This window comes from Sphingomonas sp. S-NIH.Pt3_0716, assembly GCF_003950715.1.
Classification (GTDB): Bacteria; Pseudomonadota; Alphaproteobacteria; order Sphingomonadales; family Sphingomonadaceae; genus Sphingobium; species Sphingobium yanoikuyae_A.
Map to the genome: position 1 here is coordinate 54,392 of NZ_QLJK01000001.1, position 12,911 is coordinate 67,302.

Annotated in this window: 16 protein-coding genes; 8 read left to right on the forward strand and 8 right to left on the reverse strand. The window is 66.0% G+C overall.

All coding sequences use genetic code 11. The features are described 5' to 3' along the window. Positions 1-5 precede the first annotated feature (5 nt). Together BRX37_RS00220 and BRX37_RS00225 are read right to left on the reverse strand one after the other, a co-directional pair. A complete protein-coding gene (locus BRX37_RS00220; protein ID WP_125985111.1) occupies positions 6-899 on the reverse strand; it encodes a DUF4163 domain-containing protein in 894 nt (297 codons plus the stop codon). Beyond that, positions 899-1,099 carry a hypothetical protein gene (locus BRX37_RS00225; RefSeq protein ID WP_004211387.1) on the reverse strand — a complete coding sequence of 67 codons (201 nt, stop codon included), beginning with the start codon at positions 1,097-1,099 and terminating at the stop codon, positions 899-901. Before BRX37_RS00225 ends, BRX37_RS00220 begins: the two co-directional genes overlap by 1 nt. A 155-nt stretch (positions 1,100-1,254) precedes the next feature. Between BRX37_RS00225 and BRX37_RS00230 the strand changes: the two genes are divergently transcribed. The 4 genes from BRX37_RS00230 to argC all read left to right on the forward strand — a co-directional run bounded on the left by BRX37_RS00230 (position 1,255) and on the right by argC (position 4,931). Next, positions 1,255-2,652: a leucyl aminopeptidase family protein gene (locus tag BRX37_RS00230; protein ID WP_125985262.1), complete on the forward strand. Its 1,398-nt coding sequence runs from the start codon at positions 1,255-1,257 to the stop codon at positions 2,650-2,652. Between the two features lie 62 nt (positions 2,653-2,714). Next, positions 2,715-3,122 (forward strand): MarR family transcriptional regulator, encoded by a 408-nt coding sequence (locus tag BRX37_RS00235; RefSeq protein WP_004211384.1) that lies wholly within the window; start codon positions 2,715-2,717, stop codon positions 3,120-3,122. Next, positions 3,082-3,990, forward strand: coding sequence for a C40 family peptidase (locus BRX37_RS00240; RefSeq protein WP_125985112.1), 909 nt, complete (start codon positions 3,082-3,084; stop codon positions 3,988-3,990). The genes BRX37_RS00235 and BRX37_RS00240 overlap by 41 nt, the downstream gene beginning before the upstream one ends. Further along, a complete protein-coding gene (argC, locus tag BRX37_RS00245; protein WP_125985113.1) occupies positions 3,987-4,931 on the forward strand; it encodes an N-acetyl-gamma-glutamyl-phosphate reductase in 945 nt (314 codons plus the stop codon). Before BRX37_RS00240 ends, argC begins: the two co-directional genes overlap by 4 nt. Before the next feature lie 71 nt (positions 4,932-5,002). Here the strand turns inward: argC and BRX37_RS00250 are convergent, their stop codons facing one another. Further along, positions 5,003-5,206 (reverse strand): hypothetical protein, encoded by a 204-nt coding sequence (locus BRX37_RS00250; protein ID WP_004211380.1) that lies wholly within the window; start codon positions 5,204-5,206, stop codon positions 5,003-5,005. A 230-nt stretch (positions 5,207-5,436) separates the two neighbouring features. Here BRX37_RS00250 and BRX37_RS26560 point away from each other — a divergent pair, with 230 nt between their 5' ends. The 3 genes from BRX37_RS26560 to BRX37_RS00260 all read left to right on the forward strand — a co-directional run bounded on the left by BRX37_RS26560 (position 5,437) and on the right by BRX37_RS00260 (position 7,464). Then, positions 5,437-5,607, forward strand: coding sequence for a hypothetical protein (locus tag BRX37_RS26560; RefSeq protein WP_010337933.1), 171 nt, complete (start codon positions 5,437-5,439; stop codon positions 5,605-5,607). Positions 5,608-5,668: 61 nt separating this feature from the next. After that, the gene (locus BRX37_RS00255) at positions 5,669-6,997 is read left to right on the forward strand and encodes a PQQ-dependent sugar dehydrogenase (protein ID WP_125985114.1); all 1,329 of its coding nucleotides are present in this window, start codon (positions 5,669-5,671) and stop codon (positions 6,995-6,997) included. A 128-nt stretch (positions 6,998-7,125) separates the two neighbouring features. Beyond that, positions 7,126-7,464: a hypothetical protein gene (locus tag BRX37_RS00260; protein WP_230588606.1), complete on the forward strand. Its 339-nt coding sequence runs from the start codon at positions 7,126-7,128 to the stop codon at positions 7,462-7,464. A gap of 3 nt (positions 7,465-7,467) precedes the next feature. Here the strand turns inward: BRX37_RS00260 and BRX37_RS00265 are convergent, their stop codons facing one another. After that, positions 7,468-8,283, reverse strand: coding sequence for an ATP-binding protein (locus BRX37_RS00265; RefSeq protein ID WP_004211373.1), 816 nt, complete (start codon positions 8,281-8,283; stop codon positions 7,468-7,470). A 110-nt stretch (positions 8,284-8,393) separates the two neighbouring features. On the opposite strand from BRX37_RS00265, the gene BRX37_RS00270 reads away from it, so the two are divergent. Further along, complete coding sequence (locus BRX37_RS00270) at positions 8,394-9,350, forward strand: L-threonylcarbamoyladenylate synthase (RefSeq protein ID WP_125985115.1); 957 nt, start codon at positions 8,394-8,396, stop codon at positions 9,348-9,350. Positions 9,351-9,364: 14 nt separating this feature from the next. On the opposite strand, the gene BRX37_RS00275 is transcribed toward BRX37_RS00270, so the two are convergent. The 4 genes from BRX37_RS00275 to BRX37_RS00290 all read right to left on the reverse strand — a co-directional run bounded on the left by BRX37_RS00275 (position 9,365) and on the right by BRX37_RS00290 (position 12,877). After that, positions 9,365-9,631: a hypothetical protein gene (locus tag BRX37_RS00275; protein ID WP_004211370.1), complete on the reverse strand. Its 267-nt coding sequence runs from the start codon at positions 9,629-9,631 to the stop codon at positions 9,365-9,367. 113 nt (positions 9,632-9,744) lie between these two features. Beyond that, positions 9,745-10,278 carry a peptide-methionine (S)-S-oxide reductase MsrA gene (gene msrA / locus BRX37_RS00280; RefSeq protein ID WP_004211369.1) on the reverse strand — a complete coding sequence of 178 codons (534 nt, stop codon included), beginning with the start codon at positions 10,276-10,278 and terminating at the stop codon, positions 9,745-9,747. A 45-nt stretch (positions 10,279-10,323) separates the two neighbouring features. Further along, positions 10,324-12,045 (reverse strand): long-chain-fatty-acid--CoA ligase, encoded by a 1,722-nt coding sequence (locus BRX37_RS00285; protein ID WP_029547759.1) that lies wholly within the window; start codon positions 12,043-12,045, stop codon positions 10,324-10,326. Between the two features lie 148 nt (positions 12,046-12,193). Next, positions 12,194-12,877 carry a DUF1013 domain-containing protein gene (locus BRX37_RS00290; protein WP_010337928.1) on the reverse strand — a complete coding sequence of 228 codons (684 nt, stop codon included), beginning with the start codon at positions 12,875-12,877 and terminating at the stop codon, positions 12,194-12,196. Positions 12,878-12,911 lie beyond the last annotated feature (34 nt).

A 12,911-nucleotide genomic window follows, 5' to 3' on the forward strand; every position in this document is an offset into this window, starting at 1 on the left:
GGATATCAGGGCCTGACGAACGCGTCCTGATATTCGGTCTTGATCGCCTTGTAGATCGCCGCGTCGACCGGCAGCTTGATGTCATAGCTGCCCTCGGCATAGGGGCCGGCGCCATAGGGGCCGATCGTCACCTGGATGCCGTCGATCAACTTGCCGTCGCGCGATGTCGGCGCCAGCACCTGCTTCATCGGATCGATGCATTTGGTGAAGTCGTCATCGCCCGGCACCACCGGCGCGCCGCGCTTTTCCGCCCGCGCCCGATCCAGCGCCTTGCAGAAATTGTCGTGAATCGCCGCCGCGAACGCCGCTTCGGACGTCAGCAGTGCGCCGAAATCGGTTTCGCGCCGCCGTTCCCTGTCCCACAGCAGCGCTTCATAGCCGGTCATGCCATGGGCACCGCCAGTATACATGTAATTGGCGGATTCGAGCGCCAGGAAGCGCGGCGTGTCCGCCATCACGCTCCAGCGCGTCTCGCGGCTGTGGGCGTGGAAGGGGAAGCCCGCTTTCCTGGCCGAATCCCGGTCCTGCGTCGCCATCTTGAGCGCATCGGCCTTGGTCTCGGCCATGGCGCGGGCGAAGCGATCGACCAGCGTCGGGATCGCCGCCGCCTGCGCCGGATAGGCGTAGAGAAATTCCAGCAGTTCGGTCTTGTCCGACTGCTCGACCGGATAGGCGTAGAGAAATTCCAGCAGTTCGGTCTTGTCCGACTGCTCGAATGGTTTGGCGGGTGGGGCAGCGGGTCGCGTGGTGCCGGCCATGCGGTCGACAAAGGCGCGCATCGTCGCATTGGCGGGCATGTTGCCGCCGGGCGTGTCGTCCTCAGTCGATTTCGAGCAGCCGGACAGCAAGAGGGCTGCGAGCAGCAGCCCCGTCGTCCCGTTCCCCCACCCTCCCCGCATCAGTGCGGCTTGGCCGTCAGGCAGCGCTCGCTGATCGCCTTGCGCGCATAGTCGCCGGCGAGCGCGCGATGGATATTGGGCCAGCCTTCGGCCACCAGCGCCTGCTCGACCGCATGGGCATTGGCGAACTGGCCGCTTTCGGCCAGCGCATAAGCGCGGGCGCGCAGCGCCTGCAGGCCGCTATTGTCGGAACGGATCATGGCTACTCTCCTTGCCGTTTATTATGATCTGGAACCTAGGCACTCGGGCCACAATAGGCAAATGCCCTGACGGCCGGCCGGGTTTCCACCGGGACGAAAGAAGATGCAAAAAATGGCCCGTTCCCATGAGGAGCGCTTTCTCCTACATCCTGTGCATGACCGAATTTGCCGACCTGCTCAAAGCCGATAATGGCCAGCCCGCCCGTTCCATCCAGCTGATCGACGCGGCCGAACTGGACGCCTGGTTCACTGCCCAGCCCGAGCGGGTCCGCGCCCTGATCAGTGCCCAGAAATTCCACGCCAAGCCGAACGAATATGCGATCATCCCCGGCGAGGGGCAGAGCGACTGGTCGGTCGTGGCCGGAGTGGTCAAGCGCGACGCGCTGGGTAGCTGGTGCCTGGCCAGATTGGCCGAGAGCCTGCCCGAAGGCAGCTATCGCCTGGCCGAGGGCAGCACCGGCGCGGCGGCGCTGGGCTGGCTGACGGCGCAATATCGGTTCGAACGCTATCGCAAGGATGAAGGCGCGGCCGGGCCGCGCGTGCTGCTGACCGGCGACGTCGCCCGGATCGAGGCGATCGTGCAGCAGGCTGAAGCGGTGGCGCTGGTCCGCGACCTGGTGAACACGCCGGCCGCCGACATGGGGCCGCAGGATCTGGAAGATGTCGTGCGCCAGTTGGCGCAGGCCCATGGCGGCGAGGTGCAGGTGACGCGCGGCGACGCGCTGGAGCAGGGTTTCCCGATGATCCATGCCGTCGGCAAGGCGGCGGACAAGAGCTTTGCCCCGCGCCTCATCGAAATGAGTTGGGGCGATCCCGCCGCGCCGCGCATCGCCGTGGTCGGCAAGGGCATCTGCTTCGACAGCGGCGGCCTCGACATCAAGCCATCATCGGGCATGCGCCTGATGAAGAAGGATATGGGCGGCGCGGCCCATGCGATCGCGCTGGCCCGGCTGATCATCGGCGCGCGCCTGCCGGTGCGGCTGCACCTGCTGGTGCCGACCGCCGAAAATGCCATCAGCGGCAATGCCTTCCGCCCCGGCGACATATTGCGCAGCCGGCAGGGACTGACCGTGGAGATCGGCAATACCGACGCCGAGGGGCGGCTGGTGCTGGGCGACGCGCTGACCCGCGCGGGCGAGGAAAAGCCCGAGCTGATCGTGGACTTCGCCACCCTGACCGGCGCGGCGCGCGTCGCCGTCGGCCCGGACCTGCCGGCGCTGTTCACCAATGACGAGGCGCTGGCGACCGACATCGCGGCGGCCGGCACGGCGGTCGACGACCCGACCTGGCGCCTGCCGCTGTGGGACGGCTATTATGACATGCTGAAGTCCGACATTGCCGACATGAACAATGCCGGCGAAGGCGGCTTTGCCGGCGCGGTGACCGCCGCCCTGTTCCTGCAGCGTTTCGTGCCGGAGGGCACGGCCTGGATTCACCTCGACACCTTCGCCTGGCGACCGGCGGCGCGTCCGGGCCGGCCCAAGGGCGGCGAGGCGCTGGGCCTGCGCGCGGTCTTCCGCCTGCTCCAGCAGCGCTATGACGGCGCGCGATAGCCAAACTGCAATATCCTGCGATCCGTTACGCAACCGGATTGGCTATCATGCGTTAGGGGGGCATGAACGCGCTCGCTTCCCCGCAACAGGCCGCCCAGATCGACCGTCCCGGCATACAGCCGCTCAGCCAGTGGATGCGGACCCTGGTGGATTATGTACGGTCGGGAAAACCCGACCTCACCAACCGCCAGATGGCCCTGATGCTGACCGTCTATATCGGCGATGGCCCGCATACCGTGCGCGGTCTGGCCGAACAGTTGCACGTATCCAAGCCGGTCATCACCCGCGCGCTGAACAAGCTTTCGGCGCTCGGCTATCTCCGACGAGAGCGGGATGCGGCCGATCGGCGCAATATTTTCATCACCCGCACGTCGAAGGGCGCGGAATTCCTTGACGCCTTTCACCATTTCATCGCAGGAACCGCGCGCGATGACAGGCCAGATCAACACCACGCGGAACGCACCGCCTGAAAGAACCCGGTTCAAGCTGGACGGCAGATCCGTAGCGCTCGACCACCGCGTCCATGCGGCGCGTGGCGACCTTGCGGACATCTCGCTCGCCGGCGTGCTCTTTTCCGCCCATTATGCGCGCGCGGTCGAACTGACCTGCGTGGCGCCCGGTGCGCCGATCCTGTCCCAGCCCTCGCACAATGCCGAGGCGGTCAGCGAATTGCTGCGCGGCGAAAGCTTCCATGCGCTCGACGTCACGACCGACTGGGCCTGGGGCTTTTGCGGGCATGATGGCTATGTCGGCTATATCCGCCGCGACGCGCTGGACGTGAAGGAAGCGGTCAGCCACCGCATCGTCAACCAGAGCGCGCCGCTGTTCAGCCGCGCCGACATCAAGGCGCCGATCGCCGATCACTGGCCGCTGGGCGCCCGCTTCGGCGGCGAGGCCGAGGACAGCTTCCTCGCGACCGGCGACGGCTTCATCCATGGCCGCCATGCCGCCCCGATCGACTCGCCGGAAAGCGACTGGGCCGCGGTGGCGCAGCGCTATCTGGGCCAGCCTTATGTCTGGGGCGGCCGTGGCCATCGCGGCATCGACTGTTCGGGCCTGGTGCAGGTTGCGCTGGGCGAATGCGGCATCGCCGTGCCACGCGACACCGACCTGCAATGCGAGGGCATTGGCGCGCCGATCGAGGCGAGCGCGCCGTTGCAGCGCGGCGACCTGGTCTTCTTCCCCGGCCATGTCGGGATCATGACCGACGCCACCCATATGCTGCACGCCAACGCCCATTGGATGGCCGTGGTGGTCGAGCCGCTGGCCGATGTCGTCGCCCGACTGGCGCCCGACCATGAACAGCCGATCATCGCGCGGCGGAGGATTGCCCTGTGACCACGAAGATCTTTATCGACGGCGGCCATGGTACCACCGGCATCGAGATTGCCGATCGCCTGGCCGACCGGCCCGAACTGTCGCTGATCACGGTCGACGAGAAGGATCGCCGCAACATGGCGGCCCGGCGCGACGCGCTGAACGCGGCCGACATCGTGATCCTGTGCCTGCCCGACGATGCCGCACGCGAATCCGTGTCGATGATCGACAATGATCGCACCCGCGTGATCGACGCATCGACCGCGCACCGCGTCGCCGACGGCTGGACCTATGGCTTCCCCGAACTGGAGCCGGGCCATCGCGAGCGGCTGGCCAACAGCCGCTTCGTCGCCAATCCCGGCTGCTGGCCGACCGGTTTTCTGGGTCTGGTCCGTCCGCTGGTGCTGGCCGGCCTGCTGCCGGCCGACTGGCCGGTGACGGTATCGGGCGCATCGGGCTATTCGGGTGGCGGCAAGGCGATGATCGCGGAATATGAGGGCGCCGATGGCGCGCCGACCGCCTTCCGCGCCTATGGCCTTAGCCTGGCGCACAAGCATGTGCCGGAAATGACCCGCTATTCGGGCCTGGCCCATCCGCCGCTGTTCGCGCCGGCCGTCGCCAACGCCTATCGTGGCATGCTGGTGGAAGTGCCGCTGCAACTGCGCGCCATCCCCGGCACCCCATCCCCGGCGGACATCCATGCCGCGCTGGCCGCCGCCTATGCAGGATCGCCGATCGTCAGCGTGACGCCGCTGGCCGACAGCAGCGCCATGGCACAGATTGAGGTCGAGCATGTCGGCGCGACCGATCGCCTATCTCTGTCGGTGTTCGGCAATGCGCAGAGCGGCCAGGCGCGTCTGGTCGCCACGCTCGACAATCTGGGCAAGGGGGCTGCGGGCGCCGCCGTGCAGAATCTCAACATCCTGGCCGGCTTGCCGGAAACCGCCGGCCTGCGGCTCTAAATCGCCGTCAGCCAGACAGCAAAAAGGGCCGGAGCGTTCCATGACGCTCCGGCCCTTTTGCGTTCAGACTATCAGTGGATCGTGCCAAGCGGCTGGTGATGGGCGAGCAGCACGATCAGCCGCTCGATCTGGCGCCAGTGGCAGAAATGGATGTGGTTGCCGAGGTCACGGCTGCGATCGGCCCGCGCCGCCGCCTCATAGCCGGCATTGGCGCCGAAGGTCGCGATCAGTTCCGTCGCATCCTCATAGCTCTTTCGATCCGAAAGATATGGCATGTGCATGCGACCCCCGATTTTTGCGCGCCCTTTCCCCTCCCCTATCAACCCCCATGCCAGTTTGGCGCTTTGGCGCAGCAGGCCGATGACGAGGGTGAACAGCCGGTTAGCCAAGTCCCGCAGCGGGACAGACGCGCCATTTCGGGACGCCAGCCGTTCCGATCCGGGACAGGGGAGACGCGGGCGACAAGCGACTGGCCATGGGCGGCGGGCCATGGCAAGGATGGACCATGAACAAGGCGAAGAATCCGACCGGCGCGGGCGCCATCATCGCATTGCTGATCATGGCCGGGGCGATCGGCGGCGGCCTGCTGGGCCAGCCCAGCATCGGCCTGCTGGTCGGCACCGGGGCCGGTATCCTGATCGCCCTGCTGCTGTGGCTGCGCGAACGAAAGGCTTAACTAACCACCCGCGCAACGGAGCGCCTTGCCGGGCGTCGCATCGCCGCATAGATGTGGCGACATGAAGAAGCATTTCATCGCCATCCCCCTCGTCGCGCTGGTCATTGCCGGCGGCGCCTTCCTCTACTTCGCGCAGGGCGACACGGCCCAGTTGCCGGCCGGTGCCGATGTCGGCCGGGAACCGCGCTTCACCACGCCGCGCAACGAGTTTTTCCCGACGGTCAACATCGCCGAAGTGAAGCCGTGGAAGGCCGGGGAAAAGCCGGTCGCCGCCAAGGGACTGGTGGTCGAGCGCTTCGCCGAGGGGCTGAGCCATCCGCGATCGCTGCTGCGCCTGCCCAATGGCGACATCCTGACGGCCGAGACCAACAGCCAGCCGCGTCCGCAGACCGGCATCGTCAGCCGGGTGATGAATTTCCTGATGAACAAGGCCGGCGCCGGCGCCCCCTCGCCCGACCGCATCAGCCTGCTGCGCGACACCGATGGCGACGGCAAGGCGGACACCAAGACGGTGTTCCTGAGCGGCCTCTATTCGCCCTATGGCATGGCGCTGATCGGCGACACCCTCTATGTCGCCAACACCAATGCGCTGATGGCCTTCCCTTATAAGGAAGGCGAGACCAAGATCAGCGACAAGGGTCGCAAGATCCTGAACCTGCCCGCCCAGGCGCCGAACATGCACTGGACCCGCAGCCTGACCGTCGGCCCCAACGGGCTGCTCTATGTCGGCGTCGGATCGAACAGCAATATCGGCGAGAATGGCCTGGAAAGCGAAGCGAACCGCGCCGCCGTGCTGGAGGTCAATCCCAAGACCGGCGACTATCGCATCTATGCGTCGGGCCTGCGCAACCCGGTCGGCCTGGCGTTCGAACCCAGGAGCGGCGTATTGTGGGGCGTGGTCAATGAGCGCGACATGCTGGGCGGCGACCTGGTCCCCGACTATCTGACCCGCGTCGAGTTCGGCGCCTTCTATGGCTGGCCGTGGAATTACTGGGGCGGCTATGAGGATCGCCGGGTCCAGCCGCAGCGGCCGGAAATCCGCGAATATACCAAGCGCCCCGACTATGCGCTGGGCAACCATGTCGCGCCGCTGGGCCTGAGCTTCTCCAAGGATGCGCAGCTTGGCGCCGCCTATGGCAATGGCGCCTTTGTCGGCCTGCATGGCAGCTGGAACCGCAAGCCGGCCGCCGGCTACAAGGTCGTGTTCATTCCGTTCGAGGATAATGGCGAAGTCGGCAAGGCCAAGCCGACCGACGTGCTGACCGGATTCCTGGACGCACAGGGCGCGGCGCGTGGCCGGCCGGTCGACGTGACCGTGGACGCCAAGGGCGCGCTACTGGTGGCGGACGATGTCGGCGGTGTCGTCTGGCGGGTGACCCGCGCACAATAATCTTGGGCGCCCGGCCGATGCGTCGAAAAAAACTTGTTCGCAAGACCAGACGCTTAATTTCGGCCGGGCAACAGCCGGGATATATTGCCTCGTTCGCGCGCTGATGCGTCATGCGACAGGCGTCCAAGATGAAACCGATCGAACCGGCGGAGCTATATCAGCTGCGGGCGGACAGCGCGCGGCGATCCCTTCATCACTTGCGCATGGAAGCGCTGGGCCAGCCGGACCGACGACAAGGCTATGACCTGGAGCATGATCGGCGGCTGGCGGAAATGTATTTCAACACCTTCGCCGCCCTCGCCCATCGACAACGTCACAGCGACACGCTAAGCTTGGCCCGCGTCATCAAGACGATGGCCGATGCCGCGCCGCTATGCGACACCGCCGTCGATCCGCCGCGTTGCCGCAAGGAACTGGACCGACTGGTCGACGAATTTCTGAGCCTGGCCGAAAAGGATGGCGACTGAGAATCAGACCGAAAGGCCGTGACGGCCGGCGAGTTCGACCACATATTGCCAGGCGACCCGGCCCGAGCGGCTGCCGCGCTGGGTTGCCCACTGGATCGCGTCGAGCGGCTCGACACTAAGACCCAGCGCCTGGGCATAGCCCTCGACAATGGCGACATAGGCATCCTGGTCGAGCGCGTGGAAGCCGAGGCTGAGGCCGAACCGGTCCGACAGCGCCATCTTGTCATCGACCACGTCGCGCGGATTGATCGGATCATCCTGTTCCGACAGGTTGCGCGGCACGATATGGCGGCGGTTGGACGTCACATAGAGGCGGACATTGGCCGGACGCGCGGCGGTGCCGCCCTGGAGCAGCGAGCGCAGCGCACGGGCATCGCCCACGCCTTCGTCAAAGCCCAGATCGTCGAGGAACAGGATGAAGGGCCGGGTCGTGCTGCGCAGCAGGGTGAAGAGCGCCGGCAGGCTGGCCAGTTCGTCGATCGCGCATTGCAGCAGGGCGATGTCCTGCCCTTCCGCCTGCAGCTTGCCCACCACGGATGCGACGGTCGCCGACTTGCCGGTGCCGCGCGCGCCCCACAGCAGCACGTCATGGGCGGCATGGCCGGCGGCATGGCGGCGGCTATTGTCCAGCAGCGCGCTCTTTTGCGCATCGATGCCGGTCAGCAGATCATAATCCACCGGGTCGAACGCATCCACAGCGCGGATCGCCACCCCGTCCCACACATAGGCGGGTGCAGCCGCAAGGTCGGCAGAGGAAGCCGGCGGCGGCGCGAGCCGTTCCAGCGCTTCGGCGATACGGGTCAGCAGGGCGTCGTTCATGGCGCGGGATTAGCCGGGCCGCGCCGTTGCGGCAAGCTTTGCCAACAATGTCATGTCACTGTCGCAATGGCCTTTTACTGCAGCGTTCCGGGGTCTATATCGCGGGGGTCGTGACTATCCCAAATCCAGCCTTTTCCACCAGGGTCTGCCGCTATGGCGCGGAAGCGCTTCGCGAGGCAGCCTTGCTGATCCGCGCCGGCGAGCCCGTCGCCGTTCCCACCGAAACCGTCTATGGCCTGGCGGCCGATGCCACCGATTCCCAGGCGGTCGCGGGCATCTACAGCGCCAAGGGGCGGCCCAGCTTCAACCCGCTGATCGTCCATGTCGCCGACATGGAAATGGCGCGGCGGCTGGCCGATTTCTCGCCCCAGGCCGAACAGCTTGCCGCCCGCTTCTGGCCGGGCGCGCTGACCATGGTGCTGCCGGTGCGGGCCGATAGCGGCCTGTCGCCGCTGGTGATGGCTGGCCTGCCGACCGTGGCCCTGCGCCTGCCGGCCCATCCCGCGATGCGCGCGCTGATCCGCGAGAGTGGCCGGCCGCTGGCTGCGCCTTCGGCCAATCGCAGCGGATCGATCAGCCCCAGCCGGGCCGAGCATGTGCTGGCCAGCCTCAACGGCAAGATCCGCATGATCCTGGACGAAGGCCCGACCAGCGAAGGGCTGGAATCGACCATTGCCGCCCCCGAAGCGGACCGCATCCGCCTGCTGCGCCCCGGCCCGGTCACGGCCGCGATGCTGGAGGAGGCAAGTGGCCTGCCGGTCATCACGGGGAAGGACAATGCGAAGATCGAAGCACCCGGCCAGCTCGAAAGCCATTATGCGCCGTCGAAACCGGTGCGGCTCAACGCGCTGCGGGCGGAGAAGGATGAATATCTGATCGGCTTCGGGCTGATGCCCTGCCATCTGAACCTGAGCGCCGATGCGGACCTGCGCGAGGCGGCAGCCAATCTGTTCGCTGCGCTGCACGTCGCCGACGCCAGCACCCAGGAGCGGATCGCGGTGGCCCCCATCCCCGACGAGGGGATCGGCACCGCCATCAACGACCGGTTACGCCGCGCCGCGGCCTGACCGGTCGATCCGGCTCAGCCGCAATTATCGTAGCCGGCCTTGCGGCATTCGCGGCGGCGCTGTTCGTCGGCCTTCTTGCGCGCCTTGCCTTCCTCGGCCTCCTGCTTGCGCATCTTGCGGCCATAGTTGCGGTCGGCCTCGTCCTGGCTGGTCGTCGCCCAGTCCGCCGCCTGCGCACCTGCGCGCACCGGCAGGGTCACGATATCCACCGCCGTCCTGGCAATACAGCCCGGCAGCATCAACAGCATCGCCGGCGCCAGCAGCATGATCGTCTTGGTCATTTCAAAGTCCCCCGACTCGTCCGTTGCGCTGCATCTGCCATGGTCGACATTAACCATAAGCTAAGAACGCGGCGAAACGGGACGAGCCGTCGGAAAATCGGCCAGACCGAGGATTATTCCTCGATGCGCGCGGCAAAACCCTTGCGCAGCTTGGCCAGCTTGGGCGGGATCACCGCCATGCAATAGGGATTCTGGTCGCCGACCCGCTCCCAATATTTCTGGTGATAATCCTCCGCCGGATACCAGGGGGCGTCCGCCTCGATCGCGGTCACCACCGGATCGACCTGGTCCACCTGCGCCCGCGCGATGCCGGCCAGCGCCTCGGCCTGCTGCTCGGCCGAATGGGGGAAGATCGCCGAACGATACTGCGTTCCGATGTCGTTGCCCTGGCGGTTCAGCGTCGTCGGATTGTGGGTGGCGAAGAAGATGTCGAGCAGGTCGGCATAGCTGATGACGGCCGGGTCGAAGGCGATGCGGATCGCTTCGGCATGGCCGGTATTGCCGGTGCAGACCTCCTCATAGGTCGGATCGACCTTGGTCCCGCCGATATAGCCGCTCTGGACCGATTCCACGCCCTTGAGCGTCTGGTAGACTGCTTCCGTACACCAGAAGCAGCCACCAGCCAGCGTTGCGATTTCCTGCGCCATATATCGATAATCCTTATCCAGCTTTGGCGCGCTAGATAGGAGCAATCAGGCCGCGGTTCCAGTCTGCGCCGCATTCTGGGCCATCGCCTGTTCGGCCTTGGCGCGTTCTTCGGCGACCAGTTCCTTGCGCGACAGCTTGCCGACCAGCGTCTTGGGCAGGCTGGCCCGCACCTCGACCTCGCAGACCCGCTCATGCTTGCCCAGTTGCGGGTTGAGCCAATCCTTGAGCCCCGGCCCGTCGATGGTCGCGCCTTCGTTCAGGGTCACGAACGCCTTGGGCTGCTCGCCGCGATAGCGATCGGGCACGCCGATCACCAGCGCCTCCTTCACCGATTCATGATGATAGAGGACCGATTCCACCTGGCTCGGGAACACCTTGAAGCCGCCGACGGCGATCATGTCCTTGAGCCGATCGACGATCCGCACATAGCCGTCGTCATCGACCTCGCCAACGTCGCCGGTGCGCAGGAATTCGCCCACGAACACCTGCGCGTCCGCATCCGGCCGGTTCCAATAGCCCTTCATGATCTGCGGGCCGGCAAACATCAGTTCGCCCGGCTCGCCTTCTGGCGGGGGCTGGGTCGGATCCTCGCGGCTGACGATCTTGACGCGGGTGCCGGGCACGGGCTGGCCGACGGTGCCGGTCTTGTTCAGTCCCTCATAGGGGTTGGCGCAGACGATCGGGCTGGTTTCGGTGAGGCCATAGCCCTCGATCAGGCGCGCGCCGGTCACCGCCTCGAACTTCTGCTTCACCTCCATCGGCAGCGGCGCGCCACCCGAAATGCAGGTGCGCAGCGACGAGAAATCGATGTTCGGCAGGGCCGGATGATCGAGCAGCGCCTGATACATGGTCGGCACGCCGGGCAGCGACGTCGCCTTGGTCCGCTGCACCGCCGAAAGCACCTGCACCGCCTCGAACCGGGGCAGCATCACCATCTCGCCACCATTCATCACGGTCCGGTTCAGCGTGCAGGTATTGGCGAAGACGTGGAAGAAGGGCAGCACCGCGATGATGCGGTCGTCGCCCTCGCCCGCATGCGGGTCGATCGCCTGCGCCTGGCGCGCATTGGCGGTCAGATTCTGGTGGGTCAGCATCGCGCCCTTGGGCGTGCCGGTGGTGCCGCCGGTATATTGCAGCAGCGCAACGTCATTGACCGGATCGATGTCGGCCACGATGCATTCGCCGGAATTGGCGATCAGCCGGTCGTAGCGGATGACGCGCGGATCATGCGGCAGCGGCGTCGTCTCGCCGCGCTTGAACAGGCGGAAGAGGATGCTCTTGGCAGTCGGCAGCACCTCGGCGATCGAACCGACCACGAGCTTTTCGAGGCTGCTATTGTCCAGCACCTTGAGCGCGGTCGGCAGCAGTGCCTTGGCCGACAGGGTGAACAGGATCTTGGTGCCGCTATCCTCGACCTGATGCTCCAGTTCGGCGGCGGTGTAGAGGGGGGAGAAGTTGACGACGATCGCGCCGGCCAGCAGCGCGCCATAATAGGCCGCGACATAATGGGGGGTGTTGGGCAGATAGAGACCGACCCGGTCCCCCTTCTTCACGCCCATGGCCTGCAATCCGCAAGCGATGCGCCTGATGTCGTCCATCATCGCGCCATAGCTGAACTTGCGCCCCATGAAGTCGATCATGTGGGCCTGCGGGTGGGCGGTGGCGCTCTGCGTTACCATGTCCCCCATCGACATCGGCGGGAACGTCTGCTCCCACGGCGTAGGGTGCTGATAATGCTCGCGCCAGATCTTTTCTCTGCTCTCCATTTACAGAAGTGTAAGTGGCCCGAGCGCTTTACGCAAGCGTCAACCTGTGTCTGAATTGTAGCAAAAAGGCCGCGCCGGAAAGCCGGCGCGGCCCTTGGAAATGCTGCATTGCAGCGGGTCGGAAAGAGCGTCGGATGACGCTACGTCTTCAGACCTCGCCCTTGTTGCTGCTGAACGGATCGAGGATCGTCGCGGCGCCCGAAATCAGCTCGGACTCGCTCTTGAGCGCCTGCTCGATGCGGCGCGCATTATCCTCGCGCTCGCGGCGCAGTTCCTCGATCAGCGCCTCGCGATCGCCATCCAGACGCGAATCGGTCGGCATCTCGATGCCGGCCTTCTTCGCCGCCTTGCTGACCAGCGCATCCAGTTCGCGCTGCGAGCACAGGCCCAGCGTCACCGGATCCTTGGGCGTGATGTTGCTGATGTTCCAGTGGCTGCGATCGCGGATCGCGGCGATGGTGGTGCGGGTGGTGCCGATCAGCTTGCCGATCGCGCCGTCCGAAATCTCCGGATGGTTGCGCAGGATCCAGGCGATGCCATCGGGCTTGTCCTGGCGCTTGCTGACCGGGGTGTAGCGCGGCCCTTTGGTGCGGCGGACCGGTTCGGGGCCCTTGAGCATCTTGAGCTTGTAGTCGGGATTGCTCTCACCCTTGTGGATTTCGTCCATGGTGATTTCATGGGCGCGCACCGGATCGCGGCCGGTATATTTGATGCCGGCAGTGTCATCGGCGATGGCCTGGACTTCCAGGATGTGGAGCCCGCAGAATTCCGCGATCTGGTCGAAGCTCAGAGCGCTATTGTCGACCAGCCAGCTGGCGGTCGCATGGGGCATGAGGGGCTGGGACACGGGGTCTTCTCCGGCTCTA